The sequence below is a fragment of the Citrobacter sp. On2M genome (genome assembly GCF_018035235.1).
GTDB lineage: Bacteria > Pseudomonadota > Gammaproteobacteria > Enterobacterales > Enterobacteriaceae > Citrobacter > Citrobacter meridianamericanus.
In genome coordinates, this window is sequence record NZ_WPCV01000004.1 from 719,506 (window position 1) to 737,441 (window position 17,936).

The following is a 17,936-nucleotide window of genomic DNA, read 5'->3' on the forward strand; positions in this document are numbered from 1 at the left end:
GAGGCGACGTTTTTTACTGCTAACGCCAACCGTTATTGCTCGCGGCGGAAAGGGATTAATTCAGGTTGCGCGATACGCAGATAATCTGTGGTATCCATGATCACAGATTTTTCCAGCAACCCGGCATTAAACGCAATTTCATTGAAACGCTCAAACAATAGCGGATCGGCAACCAGTTTGAGATTAGGATGGAAGCTAAACGGTGGGATCGCGCCAAAAACGCAGCCTGTCAGTGCATCGACTTCCGCCGGGCTGGCAAGCGATGCTCTTAACCCACCAATATGACCCGCTAACAAACTGAGATCGGCCTGCTGGTCCGCGGGAAGAATTGCCAGCACATGCTGATTAACGCCATTGCCTTTGACCTTACAGACCAGGGCTTTTGCTCCCTGGCCAAGTGCGGTGCCGCGAATTTCAGAAACCGCCTCACATTTGCCGACGGCTTCATGGCTTACCACGCGGTACGTTGCGCCTTGCTCTGATAACAGCGAAATTAAACGCTCATGCGTTGCGTTACCTTTGTTCACTTCCGTCATGACTGACTCCTGGTACAACAATGAAAATCCTGCAGAAAAATAATCACACACCGGCGCGTTTTTTCTGTTTGTTCAGATAAAGTTGTGCATCAGATGCTTTGTAAGCATCATCAATAGTGTCGTTCGGCTGCATATTATAAACCCCGGTGGAGAAGCTGATGGATATATCATGCGCAATAATTTTTAAGTTATAGCGAATCCTTTCCAGCAGGCGGGGCGTTAAATCACTGGGGTGGTCAATGAGGATAATACAAAACTCATCGCCACCGAGGCGGATGGCATAATCGCTTTTGCGAATAGAGCTTTGAATGGCTTTGGCCAGATGGGTGATAATCCGATCGCCTTCTTTATGCCCTAATGTATCATTGATGACTTTCAGCTTATCGCAGTCGATGGCGATAAAAGTAACGAGAGTGCCCGCATTGACCAACTGCTGCAAACGTTGTTCGAGCGTAGGGGTTAAAATTTTCCGATTGTAGAGTCCGGTCATTGCGTCACTGATATTTTCGCGCGTGACGTTGTGATACAAGCGAAAATGCGTTCTGACCAAATTCAACAGCAGAATTGTTGCCAGCAGATAGAAAGCGAAGATTTTCCAGGACGAGACAATAAAATACATTAAATCAAGTGATAAGGTGACTCGTATTCCGCCTGGAATGTCTTTCTCGTAATGAACATAGTGAAACAGGTCAGTCTCACTTTGGTTAACGAGGATTTCTCTACCGGAGCTGATATCCGAGAGCGTAACGTTAAGATAGCGCCAGACCAGAGGCCGGTCGCTGGTATAAAAAATATTCTTTAAATTCTCTTTGTTGATATCCACCATTACTACACCTTTTAACTTACCGGTATAGTAGACCGGCGTTAAAAAGCTCATCACCTTTTTCCCGGTCAGGTTATCCTGATAAATACTGGAGATCACCGTGCGCCCAGTGAAAATACCGTCAATATCATTCTGGTCGATGCCCAGGCTGCCTTTTTGCAAAAATGTCCAGTTATGTATCGCAAATTGGCGCGAGTCGATCCGGTCATAAAAATAGACGTAATTATTTTTGAGGTCGACGTAATATCTGAATTTATACTCCAGCGTACCTAAACCCTGACCGTAATCTTTCTGTTCTCGATTAGCGTTGACCGCCTTATCAAAAGAGGGCAGCAGGAATATGTCTTCAAGTTTTTCGCTACATTTCGTTGAGGTGGTTTGCAGCGTTCCGTGCAAAAGCGGGTAGTTATGCTCTATGAGATTGAGCCCATGAGTGCCGTTCACGCTGTCGAAAGCGTTGCAAAGTGTTTTTTGTTGTTCGACAGAAGCGGGTTCCTTGGGGGATGAAAATGTGCGCATCAGATGGGCTGCAATGCTTTGATTAGTATATCTATCATAAAGAAACGATGAATCGGCTTTCTCATTGATATAGCGCATATACGCATTCATTGCTTTATCGCTGGCAATGAGCTCATAAACCAAAAAAGAAGACGTCAAAACAATTACGCTTACGGAGATAAAGAGCCTGAGCGCTTTATGATGCAATTTCATAATGATTTACAGCCCTGGAGTAGAGATGCGATTTTAGCACATGCACCAGTAACGCTCTAACGGAGCGGCGGGATAAACCATTGCAAAATGTCACTATTCTGGAAAGAGGAATACAATCAGCCGGAGCCAGAGCTACGGCTGATTGTTGTCGGTCAATTATTACTGGTTGTACTTTGCTTATGGAACAGTTCGCGAAATACTGGGTAAATATCATCCTGATCGCGAATATGCTGCATCGCAAAGTTATCAAAGGTTGATTGCAGATGTTCGTATTCACGCCACAGGGTCTGGTGAGCGCGGCGAGTGATTTCGATATAGCTGTAATACCGCACTACCGGCAGCAGTTTTTTCGCCAGAATTTCATGACACAACGGTGAATCATCCGCCCAGTTATCACCGTCCGAAGCCTGTGCGGCATAGATGTTCCACTGCGCCGGGTTGTAGCGCTCTTTTACCACTTCATCCATTAGCTTCAACGCGCTGGAAACAATGGTTCCCCCGGTTTCCTGAGAGTAGAAGAACTCATGCTCATCCACCTCTTTCGCCTGGGTATGGTGGCGAATATAAACCACTTCCACGTTTTTGTAGGTCCGGCTCAGGAACAGGTACAGCAGGATATAAAAACGCTTAGCCATATCTTTGGTCGATTGATCCATTGAGCCGGAAACGTCCATCAGACAGAACATCACCGCCTGGCTGGAAGGATCGGGCCGTTTTTCATAATTTTTGTAGCGTAAATCAAAGGTGTCGATAAACGGTACGCGTTCGATTTTTGCCCGTAATTCGGCAATCTCTTTGCGTAACCGTTCCTCTTCCAGCAACTGCGCGGGTTCACTTTTGGCAATGGTTTCCAAATCCGCTTCAAGCGCGTGCAGCTCGCGACGCTTACCTGCGGTCATGGCCGTACGGCGTGCCAGTGAGTTTTGCAGTGAGCGCACCACGCTGATGTTGGCCGGCACACCGTTAGAGGTAAAACCTGCCCGGTGCGTTTTATACTCCGTTAACTGGCGCTGCTGATTCTGCTTCAGGTTAGGCAGTGCTAAATCTTCGAACAACAGATCGAGATATTCATCTTTAGAGATCTGGAAGACGAACTCATCCTGGCCTTCGCCGTCCTGGCTGGCCTGGCCTTGCCCGCTGCCTGAACCGCCGCCTCCGCCCTGCGGGCGTTCAATACGGTCGTTCTGTACAAAATGGTCGTTACCCGGATGCACACGATGGCGCAGTCCACCACGCCCCTGATGAAACATCGGTTCGCTAATATCATCGGTAGGAATAGAGACAGATTCGCCGCTATCCACATCAGTCACCGAACGCTTGTTAATGGCCTCGGAGATCGACTGTTTAATTTGCGATTTATAACGGCGTAAAAAGCGCTGGCGGTTTACCGTGCTCTTGTTCTTGCCGTTAAGACGCCGGTCAATAAACCAGGTCATAAGCCCCCCGTACTGCATTTGCCAACTTACGCTTCATCCTTCAAGTTGTCACTGCGTTGGCTCACTCCAGTCACGTACTTATGTACGCTCCTGGGGATTCACTCATTTGCCGCCCTGATACCTCTTGAATGATTTCGCGTACAGAAGAACTGTTGGCCCGGTAAATGGATAAAATTTTCCGGGCCGTTTATGTTGTTAAGATGATTTACGTACGCGCAAATACCATTCGCACAGTAAACGCACCTGTTTACGTGTGTAGCCTTTTTCCATCATACGGTCGACAAAATCGTCGTGCTTTTTCTGCTCGTCAGTCGAGGTTTTCGCATTGAACGAAATGACCGGCAGCAGTTCTTCGGTATTGGAGAACATTTTCTTCTCAATAACCGTGCGCAGTTTTTCGTAACTGGTCCAGTTAGGATTACGACCGCTGTTATTCGCTCTGGCACGCAGAACAAAATTGACTATCTCGTTACGGAAATCTTTCGGGTTACTGATACCCGCCGGTTTCTCAATTTTCTCCAGTTCTGAGTTCAGCGACTCACGGTCAAACAATTGACCGGTATCCGGATCGCGATACTCTTGATCCTGAATCCAGAAATCCGCATAGGTGACATAACGGTCGAAAATGTTCTGTCCGTATTCGGAATAAGATTCGAGATAAGCCGTCTGGATCTCTTTGCCGATGAATTCAGCATATTTCGGGATCAGGTAGCCTTTCAGGAATTCAAGATAACGTTCAGCTAACTCCTGCGGGAATTGTTCACGCTCGATTTGTTGCTCCAGTACGTAAAACAGATGCACAGGGTTAGCTGCCACTTCGGCATGGTCAAAGTTAAAGACGCGAGAGAGGATCTTAAACGCGAAACGCGTTGACAGACCATTCATTCCCTCATCGACCCCGGCGTAATCCCGATACTCCTGATAGGATTTCGCTTTAGGATCGGTATCTTTCAGGCTTTCACCATCATAAACGCGCATCTTCGAGTAAATACTCGAGTTCTCCGGCTCTTTCAGGCGAGAAAGAATGGTAAAGCGAGAGAGCGTTTCCAGCGTCCCCGGAGCGCAAGGTGCATGGGTCAGCTCGCTATGATTAAGCAGTTTTTCGTAAATTTTGATCTCTTCGGAGATCCGCAGGCAATAAGGCACTTTGACAATGTAAACACGGTCAAGGAACGCCTCATTGTTTTTGTTATTACGGAACGTCACCCATTCGGACTCGTTCGAGTGGGCAAGAATAATCCCGTTAAACGGCAGGGCAGAGATACCTTCTGTCCCGTTGTAGTTTCCTTCCTGGGTTGCGGTCAGCAGAGGATGCAGCACTTTAATCGGTGCTTTAAACATCTCAACGAACTCCATAATCCCCTGGTTTGAACGGCACAGTGCGCCCGAATAACCGTAGGCATCAGGATCGTTTTGGGCGTGGTGTTCGAGCTTACGAATATCCACTTTCCCGACCAGCGCAGAGATATCTTGGTTGTTTTCATCACCAGGCTCTGTTTTAGCGATAGCGATCTGCTCCAGAATAGACGGCCAGACTTTGACAACGCGGAATTTTGTAATGTCCCCGCCAAAATCATGCAGACGTTTCGCAGCCCAGGGCGACATGATCGTCCCGAGATAGCGACGCGGGATCCCATACTCTTTTTCCAGAATTTGCGCGTCTTCCTGCGGATTAAACAGGCATAATGGATGATCGTTTACCGGGCTACGTTCGCCGTTGGCACTCAGGACATAAATCGGTACTCGCTGCATCAGCGACTTCAGCCGTTCAGCAAGAGATGATTTCCCCCCTCCCACAGGCCCCAGCAGATACAGAATCTGCTTCTTCTCTTCCAGACCTTGAGCCGCATGCTTCAAATAAGAAACAATCTGCTCAATGGCATCTTCCATGCCGTAAAACTCTTCAAATGCGGGATACCGTGCAATCACCCGATTCGAAAAGAGTCGAGAAAGTCGAGGTTCGTGGGCAGTGTCGACCATGACAGGCTCACCAATAGCCATTAATAGCCGCTCAGCCGCATTGGCATAAGCACTGCGATCTTGCCGACAAGTGGTAAGAAACTCCTGCAGTGTGAACTCTTCGTCCTTGGCAGCTTCATAACGCTGGCGATAGTGATCGAATATATTCATGGTATGCCGTCCTTTCGTTTTTTAGCACATGTTAAGAGCCGTTCATATGAATAGTAGAGGCCCCTGAAGAGGTAAACTGAACGACGTCGTTGCCGAAGAAATAAGCAACTCTCATGCCATTGTGGTGGTCAGGAGATCAACGTATTCGGTGATACACCTTCTAAAATTAAGCGTAGATGGCATTTGCAAAACTTGCCTGTGCGCGCAAATGAATTTCAATGGCATATCAATAACTCATCGGCAAAAAAAGCACATCTAATGTAAAGATATGGGGCAGGATTCATGCGGTGTTCACCTTCCTGCAAGCAAATTGTCATCACTCGCTGAGAAATTAGGGGGTTACATTCTGGGGGGAATACGTAAAATAGTTGGGTTGAAGCGTATTGGCGGTTACACTTTGACCGCTACACATTTGAATAAGGAATTATGGACTGTGACCAAACTCAAACTTCTGGCATTGGGCGTCCTTGCCGCAACCGCAGTTAGCACCGCACAGGCGGAAAGTCAGTGGACTGTTGGTGCTGGTGTCGGCGTGATAAACAGCCCGTACAAACAGTATGACCGCGATGTTTATCCCGTTCCGGTTGTTACCTATGAAGGCGATAACGTCTGGTTCCGCGGTCTGGGTGGCGGCTACTATCTGTGGAATGACACGGCAGATAAGCTCTCCATCATGGCGTACTATGATCCGACGCACTTCAAGCCGGGTGATAGCGATAGCCATGCTCTGCGCCAACTCGACAAGCGCAAAGGCAGCTTGATGGCTGGCCTCTCGTATGTACATAACACCCAGTATGGTTTCCTGCGCACCGCACTGGCGGGTGATACCCTGGATAACAGCAACGGCTTTATCTGGGATCTGGCCTGGCTCTACCGTTACACCAATGGTGCGCTGACTCTGACGCCGGGTATCGGTGTGCAGTACAGCAGCGAAAACTACAACGACTATTATTATGGCGTTTCCAATAAAGAGTCTCGCCGCAGTGGCCTGAAAAGCTACAACGCTGACGATGGATGGGATCCGTTCCTGGAGCTGACTGCGAGCTATAACTTCCTTGGCAACTGGGACGTATACGGCACAGGCCGTTATGTGCGTTTGAGTGATGAAGTGAAGGATAGCCCGATGGTTGATAAATCCTGGTCTGGCATCTTCTCGGTGGGTGTGACCTACAAGTTCTGATATCACTGCGTTCAAATACTAGCCCGCTGAGATGCGGGCTTTTTTACGTCATTAAAATTAGGATAACCCCCAGATCATGATGGTGCAATTTGTGCACCTTAACAGGACATATGCCAGTAGTTTTGCTTTACTGTGGTGCATCAACACAGGAGGGTGCGATGACCGTGAAACAGGTGATGTTTACAAAACAGGTATCACTTCCTGCTATTGGGCAGGGTACATGGTATATGGGCGAGGATGCTGGCCGACGCCGGGATGAAGTATCTGCGCTGCAGGCTGGTTTGGATCTCGGCCTGCGGCTGATCGATACCGCCGAAATGTATGCTGATGGTGCAGCGGAAGAGGTGGTTGGTGAAGCATTGACGGGGTGCCGTGATAGCGCTTTTTTAGTCTCGAAAGTTTACCCATGGAATGCGGGTGGGCAGAAGGCCATTGCTGCTTGTGAAGCGAGTCTTCGCCGACTGAAAACCGATTATCTGGATCTCTACTTGTTGCACTGGACGGGAGATTTTTCATTTGCCGAGACCGTTGACGTCATGGAAGTGCTTATCGCACAGGGCAAAATTCGCCGTTGGGGGGTGTCTAATCTCGATTACGATGATATGCAGGCGTTATGGCAGGTCGCTGGTGGGCGGGAATGTGCAACTAACCAGGTGCTCTATCATCTGGCATCGCGCGGTATTGAATATGATTTACTGCCGTGGTGCCAGCAGCAGCAGATGCCGGTCATGGCTTACAGTCCGCTGGCTCAGGCGGGGCGATTGCGCAGTGGCTTGCTTTCTAACCCTGTGGTCAACGACATCGCACGCACACACCATGTTAGCGTCGCGCAGATTTTACTGGCGTGGGTGATTCGTCTTTCGGGCGTGATGGCGATCCCAAAAGCGGCAAGCGTAGCGCATGTCGAACAAAATGCTGCCGCGTTGGAAATCATGCTCTCGGTTGATGAACTGAAGCTGTTGGATGAGGCATATCCGGCACCAAAAGGTAAAACGGCGCTGGATATGGTCTGATTTGTCAAATGACGATGCTCAGGTCTCCGGCTACGTGTTGTTTGTAGGCCGGATAAGGCGTTAGCCGCATCCGGCATGGTGCTCTGAGCTGTTTCAGGCAATGGAGACAATCTTAGCGTTTAGCAACCTGAATGGTTTGCGCCAGGCGAGACGGTTTCTCGGCGGTAGTTTTCTGCGGTTCGGTCGCGTAAGCCGTTTCGACGCAAACAAACGTTTTGTAGCCATCATCCGGCATGTCACCCATGCTAATGGATAGCGCCGGGCCCGGGTTCCAGCCGACAACGTTCAGATGGTGGTGATGGATCACGTTAATATTGCGATTCAGCGCATCATCATGAATGACGCTGCACGCTTGCGGATTCAGATAAACACGATCGGTGCGGTCTGGGAAAGTCTGAATGCCGTCAGCCAGTACATCTTCTTTAGCATCATTCACTTTATCGATCAGGCGATCGCCAAGACCACTGACTTTCACTGCCGCAATATCACCGACGTTGAAATAGGTATGCAGCGCGGAGGTGGTTTCAAACTCACCGTGAGCTTCCAGTTCCATCTCGCAGGTGGCGCCTACTTTGAAGCGGGCTAGCAAGCAGAATTCGTGTGGCCACAGCTGACACGTTTCAGCGCTACTTTGCAGCTCAAATGTCAGGACCACGCCATTGTCGTCTTCATTGTGCGCTTTCAGCGTCCATGGCAAGTTACGAGCAAAACCATGAGAAGGCAAACCTTGTTGAGTCGCCGGGCCAAACCACGGCCAGCAAATGGGGACGCCGCCACGCAGCGCTACGCCGGTTTTGAACGGGGTATTGTTACTTAGCCACAGGACTTCCTCTTCGCCGTTTGGTTTCCAGGATAGAAGATGTGCGCCCTGCAGCGCGAAAGAAGCTTTAACCTGTGGGTGATCGACAACAAGAACCTCAAGCTCATCAAGCTGACGGCGGGATAGGACAGGGGTAATTTGTTCGATTACCGGAAGTGCAAAAATTTTATTAATCATTACGCAGTCCTTTTTAACCTTGAATAATTCGGGTTGCAGGACGGCGGCAAGTGAACGACAAATTCGTCAGGAACGAATTTGAACAACCGAAGGTTGCCTTCGGTCAGGGACATGGATGTCCCTGATTCACCTCGATGAGCTTACTGTAGTAAGCGATTCGAGTGAGAGAGCGTAGCCAACACACCTGCAACTTGAAGTATGACGGGTATCTTCAGGCAAAAAAAAGAGCGACCAGAGTCGCTCTTACAGATTACTGTTTCATCTCAACTTATTTGGAGATGTGAGCAATCAGATCCAGAACTTTGTTAGAGTAGCCGGTTTCGTTGTCGTACCAGGATACCAGTTTCACGAAGTTGTCGTTCAGTGCGATACCTGCTTTAGCATCGAACACGGAAGTGCAAACTTCACCGTTGAAATCGGTAGATACTACGTCGTCTTCGGTGTAACCCAGAACGCCTTTCATCGGGCCTTCGGAAGCAGCTTTGATTGCTTTCTTAATTTCTTCGTAAGAAGCAGCTTTTTCCAGACGAACGGTCAGGTCAACAACGGATACGTTCGGGGTAGGAACGCGGAACGCCATACCAGTCAGTTTGCCGTTCAGTTCTGGCAGAACTTTACCTACAGCTTTAGCAGCACCGGTAGAGGACGGGATGATGTTCTGGGATGCGCCGCGGCCGCCGCGCCAGTCTTTGTGAGACGGGCCATCAACGGTTTTCTGAGTAGCGGTGGTCGCGTGAACAGTTGTCATCAGACCTTCGATGATGCCGAAGTTGTCGTTGATAACTTTAGCCAGCGGAGCCAGGCAGTTAGTGGTGCAGGAAGCGTTAGAAACGATGTCCTGACCTTCGTATTTGTCAAAGTTAGCGCCTTTAACAAACATTGGAGTGTTATCTTTGGACGGACCAGTCAGAACCACTTTTTTCGCGCCAGCAGTGATGTGCTTACGAGCGGTTTCGTCTGTCAGGAACAGGCCAGTAGCTTCAGCAACTACGTCAACACCAACTTCGTCCCATTTCAGGTTAGCCGGATCACGTTCAGCGGTAACACGGATTTTTTTACCGTTTACGATCAGATGACCGTCTTTCACTTCAACGGTACCGTTGAAACGGCCGTGAGTGGAGTCATATTTCAGCATGTAAGCCATGTAGTCAGCGTCTAACAGGTCGTTGATTGCAACGATCTCGATGTCAGAGCGTTCTTGAGCAGCACGGAAAACAATGCGACCGATACGGCCAAAACCGTTGATACCTACTTTGATAGTCATATATTCCACCAGCTATTTGTTAGTGAATAAAAGGTTGCCTGTAAAATTACAAAAACCTTACGCAGCGTCAAGCGGAATCGTGTCAATCATTGCGACAAATCAATCTGCTGCCTAAGCTTTGCGCAACTGACTCGCCTCACTCTTCCTTTGGGCTTGGAACCACATGGGGTCGGCGACCCGAATTTTAAAGGGCAATTAAGATAAAAACGTGAGTCTGATCACGAATTACAGGCTGCCATTTCGCAAGGATCAAGTTTAGAACAAAAGTTCGCACTCCGGTGTTAATGTTTTGTTAGAATCTGTCTCGCAATGTGAGTTTAGATAAAGTGAGATGTGAGCAAATGGCTAATCAACCTTCTCCAGAAGAACTGAAAAAAAATTTAACCGAAATGCAGTTCTACGTGACGCAGAATCACGGGACAGAACCGCCATTTACCGGGCGTTTGCTGCATAACAAGCGTGACGGCATCTACCATTGTCTGATCTGCGACAAACCGCTATTTCGTTCCGAGACAAAATATGACTCTGGTTGCGGCTGGCCCAGCTTTTACGAGCCCGTCAGTGAAGAGGCTATCCGTTACATAAAAGATACGTCACATGGCATGCAGCGCATTGAAATTCGCTGTGGTAACTGTGATGCGCACCTCGGACACGTCTTTCCGGATGGCCCTAAACCTACCGGTGAACGTTACTGCGTTAACTCAGCGTCTTTGAACTTCACCGATGGTGAAAACGGTGAGCAAACCAAGGGCTGAGGAAACGATTCAGCAAATTATTCTACGAAGAGTGGATTTAACATGAATCTTGATGAGATGATCAACAGCATGACGCCGGAAGTTTATCAGCGCTTATCTACAGCCGTTGAACTCGGAAAATGGCCGGATGGCGTCGCGCTAACGGCAGAACAAAAAGAGAACAGTTTACAGCTGGTGATGTTATGGCAGGCGCGAAATAATATTGACGCGCAGCATATGACGATTGATACCAATGGTGAGATGGTGATGAAGAGTAAGCAACAGCTGAAAGTGGAATTTGGTATTATGCCCGAACCGATTGCGACGTTTAAATCCTGATTATCCAGGCCCGACAAACATCGGTGTCGGGCCCGCAGTTGATGTTATTTCTTATTCATCATCGCCTTCAGATCGGCAAACGGATTATATTTCGCCTCGCCGACGTCTTTCTGCGCATCTTCCCCTGCCACTACAGTAGAACCATACTGATCCACCTCAGTATATTTCGAATGCTCATGATCGTGGCAATACAGGCATAGCATCTCCCAGTTGCTACCATCTTCCGGGTTATTGGAGTGATCGTGATCGATGTGATGTACCGTCAGCTCGCGCAGATTGGAATACACGAACTCACGTGAACAACGTCCGCAAACCCAGGGGAAGAGTTTTAGCGCCTTTTCCCGGTATCCGACTTCCAGACGGGCGTAATTTTTAGGGATAAAAGCCATAAAAGCGCATGCCTCCAGTAGATAATGAAGAGCTGCGCCAAAAGCTGGCGCAGCAGAATGGGCTAATCATAACCTATTGTGTCAGGCGTTGGGATCAGTGTTTGATGCCTAGTGAATCGGCTAACTGCCTCGCCAATTGATTATTGTCATCTGCGCCGTACTCCCAGAACATGGCGCCTCCCAACCCTTTGCTTTTGATGTAGTCGGCTTTTATCGCCACCGAACGCGGATTTTCATAGGAGAGGGCAAAGAGTGTTTTTCCATCCGCAGACTGCACCGACAGCCACGGCACTTTTGCTTCATCATCCCAGTGCTGGCTAAAGCGTTTTTGCGGATCGTTGATCAACTTCGCCACAATATCGTTGTACTTCACATAGGTATCTTTGCTCAGATCGACGCCCAGTGATTTGAACAACTCAATTTGCGCTGGCCCAAAATAGGGCTGGGTAGCCGGGTTTTTCTGCGCGTCAGGTTTGCTCCAGTCAATGCCTGGCTCAATGGCGCGTTTTGGTACGCGTCCATAAAAGCCAATGCCCAGATTCATTTGGCTCGGTTTCAGACCGGCTGCGAGATAGTTACTGACTACAAAATCGGCGCTGTACTTATCCGCCGCCGCGACCGTCGGCCATTGCGTCGAATTATACAGGTTCGAGTTAAAATACTGGGTGCCGTAAGCCATGTCATAGGTCATCAGGTTGATGTAATCGAGCGATGGCGCAATGGCTTTCACATCTACCCAGCTTTTCGGACTTTCCGCATTCGCACCCACGGCATGTTGGTGAAGAGACAAGCTGTTTGGGCAGGTGTTATTGGTTGGAAATTACGCCACCAAATGGGGCTGCGAGTCTCTTTTTTGGCCTACAGATTTGCAGAAATGCGCAAATCTGTAGGCTGGAGGAGGCGTTTAAAATTATTTGTGCTGGGTTTCCAGCCAGTCATCAAGTGTATACAGCGTTGCGCCCGCCGCCGCCATATCTATAAAGGCGTTTGCACTGTCCTGGGGTTGAATATTAACGCCACGGCAACCGTCGGTAATAACGCTGACGGTATAACCCAAGTCGAGCGCATCGAGAACGGTAAATTTGACGCAATAATCAGTTGCCAGCCCCATGATGATGAGGTCGGTAATATGATGTTGCTGTAGCCACGCATTCAGTGCTGTAGCCTGGCGACGACCGTTATCAAAAAACGCACTGTAACTGTCGACCAGCGGGTTCTCGCCCTTGGTAAAGGTTTGAGTTATTGCCCGCTGGTTCAGCAGTGGATGCAGGGTTGCACCTTCGCTGTGCTGTACGCAATGGTCAGGCCAGAAGGTTTGCGCGAGGCCATCGAGTTGTCCCTGACTGTAGGGGGCAACCTGATGCTGACTGGCAAAGCTGCCGTGATGAGCCGGGTGCCAGTCCAGGCTGGCAACGACGGTGTCACCGCGTATGGCACACCAGTCAATCAGACGGTTGGCAATATCAATTGTGCTGTCGCCTTGCGGAACGGCGAGCGCACCACCGGCACAAAAGTCATTTTGTAAATCGACCAACAGTAAGGCTCGGGTCATGGGCATAAACTCCTTTATTCGTCCGGGGTAAGCTCACCGCGCAGATTTTGCGTCATTGCTTCACGAATGGTCTGCGTATCCAGTCCCTGACTCAGTAAATAGTGCAATTTGGTGAGCGTGGCTTCGACCGTCATATCCGCGCCGCCAATCACACCCGCATGTGCCAGGGCATTCCCCGTCGCATAGCCCCCCATATTTACCTTGCCGGACATGCACTGGGTCAGGTTAACCACCACAATGCCACGTGAGCTCGCATCTTCAAGTTCTTGCAGAAACTCTTTATTTTGCGGCGCATTGCCCACGCCGTAAGAACGCAGAATTAACGCTTTTACCGGCTGGCGCAGGAAGTTTCGCACCACATCAGCGGAGATACCGGGGTAAATGGTGACCACGCCAATCGGTTGTGGCGTAATAGGGTGCACAATCAGTTCGCCGGTGCCATGTGGTGCAGGCGGTGTCCCCAGGCGACGAATGTGGATCCCTGCCTCCAGCAGCGGTGCAAGGTTGGGTGAGGCAAAGGCGTCAAAACCATCGGCGTGCGCTTTAGTGGTACGGTTGCCACGAAATAGTCGATTGTTGAAAAACAGAGTCACTTCATTAATCGGATAATTTGCCGCAACGTACAGCGCATTGAGCAGGTTGATTTGCCCGTCTGAGCGTAGCTCGGCTAACGGTATTTGTGACCCTGTCACAATTACGGGCTTACCCAGATTTTCCAGCATAAAAGAGAGCGCCGAAGCCGTAAACGCCATGGTGTCGGTGCCGTGCAGAATAACAAAGCCATCATAATCGTCGTAGTGCGCTTTAATGTCTTCCGCAATATGCTGCCAGTCTTCCGGTGTCATATCGGAGGAATCCATCAGCGGGGCGTATTCGTGGATGGTGAAGTCTGGCATCTCCGGACGGTGGAATTCAGGCATCAATGCCAGCTGGCGCTGCAGGTGACCGGAAACGGGAATATAACCCTGTTCTGAGCGCTGCATACCAATGGTACCGCCGGTATAGGCAACGTAAATTGATTTTTTCTGCATGACTTTTCTTCTGTCTCAAAGAAAACCCCTCTTCATCCCGAAGAGGGGTCAATAGTTAGCGAACGTTGGCGCAGGTCAGGCAAAACGCATAGCGGTTTTGCGGATCGTTGAATGCGGCCAGCTTATCGCTTTCGGCTTTTACTGCACTGGCCGCAGAGGCCAGCGGTGGCGGGAGCATAGCCTGTATGGTGTCAGGTAACATGGCACGAACGGAGCCTGACATGCTGTTCATCACCATATCAACGAATGTTGGTTCGTCCTGATAATACTCAATGTGCCACTGTTTCAGTTTGCCAAGCTCAGCCGCTTTCGCGATGGCGTCGTCAAAATCACCGAGGCTATCTACCAGACCGTTGGCCTTCGCATCCTGACCGGTCCAGACGTGGCCCTGGGCGATTTTGTCAATCTGCTCAGGCGTTGTCTTACGCGCATCTGCGACCAGCGTGATAAAGCGCTTGTAGCCGTTCTCAATGCTCAGTTGCATCATCTGCTGCACTTCCGGCGGTAATGCTTTGGTGACGGAGATATCGGCCAGCGGGGAGGTCGCTACGCCGTCAGTATGTACGCCGATAAAGTCCAGGCTATTTTCAACGGTATTGATCACACCAAAGATGCCGATTGAACCGGTCAGAGTGCTGGGGTTCGCCACAATGTAGTTGGCTGGCGTGGAGATCCAGTACCCACCGGAGGCTGCCATGCCGCCCATGGACACCACAACCGGTTTACCCGCCGCTTTTGCCGCAGCCAGCTCAGCACGGATCACTTCAGAGGCGCTCACGCTGCCACCAGGGCTGTTAACGCGCAGAACAATGGCTTTCACTTTCGGATCAAGACGCGCTTCACGGATTTGTGCGGCAGTGGTGTCACCGCCCACATTCCCAGGCGTTTCTTCACCGTCCATAATCGCGCCATTGGCGAAGATAACGCCAATACTGTCGCCAGTGTCGGCCGGGGTTTTCAGCGTGTAATCGTAATAGCTGATGGCGCGGTAGTTTTTATCCGCTTTGCTCCAGCCAAACTGTTTGGTCAGCATTTTTTCGACTTCAGCGCTGGAGGCGAGTGCATCCACCAGTTTGTTGTCGAGCGCATATTTCGCGGTATCACCATCGACTTTCGTCAAACCGTCCAGCATGGCCTGCGCGCCGGGGAACACCTGTTGCGCAGGGATTTGGCGGTTGGCGGCGACCGTGTCGAGATAGTTCTGCCACAGCTCACCGATCCAGCGGCTGTCTGCTTCACGCGCGGCAGGAGACATATCATCGCGGATAAATGGCTCGACGGCAGACTTATAGGTTCCGACGCGGAACACGTGTGTGGAAACTTTCAGCTTGTCGAGCAAGGATTTGTAGTACAGGCCGTTGGTGGCAAAGCCGTGCAGATCAACGGAACCTTGTGGAGAGAGGTAAATTTTGTTGGCAAAACTGGCGAGATAATACTGCCCCTGGCTGAAGTTATCGCCCACGGCAAAGACCGGTTTACCGCTATCGCGGAATTCCCGTAGCGCTTTGCCGATATACTGCATGGACGGCTGATCGGCCCCGGCAAAGTTTTTCAGGTCCATCACGATACCGGTGATGTTGCGGTCATCTTTCGCCTGGCGAATGGTATTCACGATATCGAACAGGGAGTTTTCCTGCAGACGATCGGAACTGGCGCCAAACAACTGACGGCCAATAACGCTTAAGCGACTGGTACTCGAGGGCTTATCAACAATCACGCCCGAGATATCCAGCAGCAGTGCGCCTCGCTCAGCATGTTCGCTGGTGTTGCTGCTACTGACCTGCATCCAGATGCCCACACCAACCAGCACCAAAAAGATGAAGAACAGGTTAAGCACAAATTCACGGACGAAATTGAGTAATCGCCATGTCCATTTAAAAAATCCGGCAATAAATCGCCACAGGGTTCGCATGTATTCTCCCTACCGATTAACAACACGCCACCCGAAATTCCGGAGAAAGGCGTTAAGATGAGGCTATCGTAATGACCCGACAGGCACTTGTCAGCAGGAATCGCCGCCTGTGCTGTAACAAAATCCGCTCACGTGTTAATTTTGTGAACAAATTTCATTGTTGGAGTTAAGCAAATGGATGCACTCGAATTACTTATCACCCGTCGTAGCGCTTCTCGTCTCGTCGAGCCAGCCCCGACAGGAGAGCAACTGCAAAATATTCTGCGGGCGGGAATGCGCGCCCCGGACCACAAAACGCTGCAACCGTGGCAATTCTATGTCATTGAGGGAGAAGGGCGTGAACGCTTTAGCGCCGTACTTGAGAAAGGCGCGATTGCCGCAGGTAGCGATGAAAAAGCTCAGGAAAAAGCGCGCAGCGCACCGTTTCGCGCGCCGCTGATTATTACCGTGGTGGCGAAATGTGAAGAAAACGACAAGGTTCCGCTGTGGGAACAGGAAATGTCTGCCGGTTGTGCAGTAATGGCCATGCAGATGGCGGCAGTTGCCCAGGGCTTTGGCGGTATCTGGCGCAGCGGTGCATTAACCGAAAGTGCGGTTGTTCGCGAAGCATTCGACTGTCGTCCACAGGATAAAATCGTCGGTTTCCTCTATCTGGGCACACCGCAGCTCAAAGCCTCCACGACGATTAACCTGGCCGATCCGAGCGCATTCGTCCGTTATTTCTGATAACAACGGCAAAACTGTCTGGATTATGAGCAAAGAGACCCGAATTCAGACAGTCACTCTTACCACATCATGGAATGAGCGCTACCATATCCGGATTGCACTGACAGGAGATGTCCATGAGCGAGCAAGCTATTCGTTTAACGCAATACAGCCACGGAGCCGGTTGCGGTTGTAAAATTTCCCCCAAAGTACTGGAAACCATCCTGCACAGTGAGCAGGCGAAGTTTGTTGATCCGAACTTACTGGTGGGTAATGAAACACGCGATGACGCGGCGGTATACGATCTGGGGAACGGTACCAGCGTAATCAGTACCACCGATTTTTTTATGCCGATTGTCGATAATCCGTTTGATTTTGGGCGTATTGCCGCCACTAACGCCATCAGCGATATTTTCGCCATGGGCGGCAAACCGATTATGGCAATTGCTATTCTTGGCTGGCCGCTTGATAAGCTGGCGCCGGAAATCGCCCGCGAAGTCACCGAAGGTGGGCGCTTTGCCTGCCGTCAGGCGGGTATCGCGCTGGCGGGCGGTCACTCTATTGATGCCCCTGAGCCTATCTTTGGTCTGGCGGTAACCGGCATTGTCCCGACCGAACGTGTGAAGAAAAACAGCACCGCCGAGGCAGGATGCAAACTGTTCTTGACCAAGCCGCTGGGGATTGGCGTCCTGACTACCGCAGAAAAAAAATCACTGCTGAAGGACGAACACAAAGGACTGGCGACGGAAGTGATGTGCCAGATGAACATTGCTGGTGCGGCATTCGCCGACATAGACGGCGTGAAAGCCATGACCGACGTTACTGGTTTTGGTCTGCTGGGACATCTGAGTGAGATGTGTCAGGGGGCCGGCATTCAGGCGCAGATCGTCTACCAGGATATTCCTAAGCTTCCCGGTGTTGAAGAGTACATTGCACTGGGCGCAGTGCCGGGTGGCACCCAGCGTAACTTTGCCAGCTACGGCCACCTGATGGGTGAAATGCCGCAGTCGGTACGCGATCTGCTCTGCGATCCGCAAACCTCCGGCGGTTTGCTACTGGCGGTAACGCCGGAAGCTGAGGCTGAAGTTAAAGCGGCAGCGGCGCAGTTTGGCATCGACCTCACCGCGATTGGTGAGTTAGTGGAAGCTCGTGGCGGTCGCGCCATGGTTGAGATCCGTTAACTC

At 50.4% G+C, this 17,936-nt stretch carries 16 protein-coding genes and 1 pseudogene; 6 read left to right on the forward strand and 11 right to left on the reverse strand.

All coding sequences use genetic code 11. The features are described from left to right. Positions 1–32 precede the first annotated feature (32 nt). From On2M_RS13810 to yeaG, 4 genes are all read right to left on the reverse strand, one after another. Positions 33–536 carry a YbaK/prolyl-tRNA synthetase associated domain-containing protein gene (locus On2M_RS13810; RefSeq protein WP_151218980.1) on the reverse strand — a complete coding sequence of 168 codons (504 nt, stop codon included), beginning with the start codon at positions 534–536 and terminating at the stop codon, positions 33–35. 43 nt (positions 537–579) lie between these two features. After that, positions 580–2,070, reverse strand: coding sequence for a diguanylate cyclase DgcJ (gene dgcJ / locus On2M_RS13815; RefSeq protein ID WP_187252564.1), 1,491 nt, complete (start codon positions 2,068–2,070; stop codon positions 580–582). Positions 2,071–2,222: 152 nt separating this feature from the next. Then, a complete protein-coding gene (locus tag On2M_RS13820; RefSeq protein ID WP_048214373.1) occupies positions 2,223–3,506 on the reverse strand; it encodes a YeaH/YhbH family protein in 1,284 nt (427 codons plus the stop codon). Positions 3,507–3,701: 195 nt separating this feature from the next. Further along, positions 3,702–5,636 carry a protein kinase YeaG gene (yeaG, locus tag On2M_RS13825; protein WP_043016649.1) on the reverse strand — a complete coding sequence of 645 codons (1,935 nt, stop codon included), beginning with the start codon at positions 5,634–5,636 and terminating at the stop codon, positions 3,702–3,704. Positions 5,637–6,069: 433 nt separating this feature from the next. Here yeaG and On2M_RS13830 point away from each other — a divergent pair, with 433 nt between their 5' ends. After that, on the forward strand, positions 6,070–6,816 hold the full coding sequence (locus tag On2M_RS13830) for a MipA/OmpV family protein (RefSeq protein WP_151218982.1): 747 nt from the start codon (positions 6,070–6,072) through the stop codon (positions 6,814–6,816). Positions 6,817–6,974: 158 nt separating this feature from the next. Next, positions 6,975–7,829, forward strand: coding sequence for an aldo/keto reductase (locus tag On2M_RS13835; protein WP_210904986.1), 855 nt, complete (start codon positions 6,975–6,977; stop codon positions 7,827–7,829). A gap of 112 nt (positions 7,830–7,941) precedes the next feature. Here On2M_RS13835 and On2M_RS13840 read toward each other — a convergent pair whose 3' ends face one another. Both On2M_RS13840 and gapA read right to left on the reverse strand, forming a co-directional pair. Then, positions 7,942–8,826 carry a D-hexose-6-phosphate mutarotase gene (locus tag On2M_RS13840; RefSeq protein WP_210904987.1) on the reverse strand — a complete coding sequence of 295 codons (885 nt, stop codon included), beginning with the start codon at positions 8,824–8,826 and terminating at the stop codon, positions 7,942–7,944. Between the two features lie 268 nt (positions 8,827–9,094). After that, positions 9,095–10,090 (reverse strand): glyceraldehyde-3-phosphate dehydrogenase, encoded by a 996-nt coding sequence (gapA, locus tag On2M_RS13845; protein ID WP_003030697.1) that lies wholly within the window; start codon positions 10,088–10,090, stop codon positions 9,095–9,097. A gap of 341 nt (positions 10,091–10,431) precedes the next feature. Here gapA and msrB point away from each other — a divergent pair, with 341 nt between their 5' ends. Further along, a complete protein-coding gene (gene msrB / locus On2M_RS13850; protein ID WP_061067757.1) occupies positions 10,432–10,845 on the forward strand; it encodes a peptide-methionine (R)-S-oxide reductase MsrB in 414 nt (137 codons plus the stop codon). A 42-nt stretch (positions 10,846–10,887) separates the two neighbouring features. Then, on the forward strand, positions 10,888–11,163 hold the full coding sequence (locus On2M_RS13855) for a YeaC family protein (protein WP_151218986.1): 276 nt from the start codon (positions 10,888–10,890) through the stop codon (positions 11,161–11,163). A gap of 44 nt (positions 11,164–11,207) precedes the next feature. Here the strand turns inward: On2M_RS13855 and yajD are convergent, their stop codons facing one another. The 5 genes and pseudogenes from yajD to sppA all read right to left on the reverse strand — a co-directional run bounded on the left by yajD (position 11,208) and on the right by sppA (position 16,047). Beyond that, a complete protein-coding gene (yajD, locus tag On2M_RS13860; protein ID WP_003030690.1) occupies positions 11,208–11,552 on the reverse strand; it encodes an HNH nuclease YajD in 345 nt (114 codons plus the stop codon). Between the two features lie 94 nt (positions 11,553–11,646). Beyond that, positions 11,647–12,324: pseudogene (locus On2M_RS13865) on the reverse strand (glycosyl hydrolase family 18 protein); the annotation flags it as partial. Between the two features lie 138 nt (positions 12,325–12,462). After that, positions 12,463–13,104: a bifunctional nicotinamidase/pyrazinamidase gene (gene pncA, locus On2M_RS13870; protein WP_151218987.1), complete on the reverse strand. Its 642-nt coding sequence runs from the start codon at positions 13,102–13,104 to the stop codon at positions 12,463–12,465. A gap of 14 nt (positions 13,105–13,118) precedes the next feature. Beyond that, a complete protein-coding gene (gene ansA, locus On2M_RS13875; RefSeq protein ID WP_151218988.1) occupies positions 13,119–14,135 on the reverse strand; it encodes an asparaginase in 1,017 nt (338 codons plus the stop codon). A gap of 55 nt (positions 14,136–14,190) precedes the next feature. After that, the gene (gene sppA / locus On2M_RS13880) at positions 14,191–16,047 is read right to left on the reverse strand and encodes a signal peptide peptidase SppA (protein WP_210904988.1); all 1,857 of its coding nucleotides are present in this window, start codon (positions 16,045–16,047) and stop codon (positions 14,191–14,193) included. A gap of 174 nt (positions 16,048–16,221) precedes the next feature. On the opposite strand from sppA, the gene On2M_RS13885 reads away from it, so the two are divergent. Together On2M_RS13885 and selD are read left to right on the forward strand one after the other, a co-directional pair. Then, a complete protein-coding gene (locus On2M_RS13885; RefSeq protein WP_151218990.1) occupies positions 16,222–16,773 on the forward strand; it encodes an NAD(P)H nitroreductase in 552 nt (183 codons plus the stop codon). 116 nt (positions 16,774–16,889) lie between these two features. Next, positions 16,890–17,933 carry a selenide, water dikinase SelD gene (gene selD / locus On2M_RS13890; RefSeq protein ID WP_187252559.1) on the forward strand — a complete coding sequence of 348 codons (1,044 nt, stop codon included), beginning with the start codon at positions 16,890–16,892 and terminating at the stop codon, positions 17,931–17,933. Positions 17,934–17,936 lie beyond the last annotated feature (3 nt).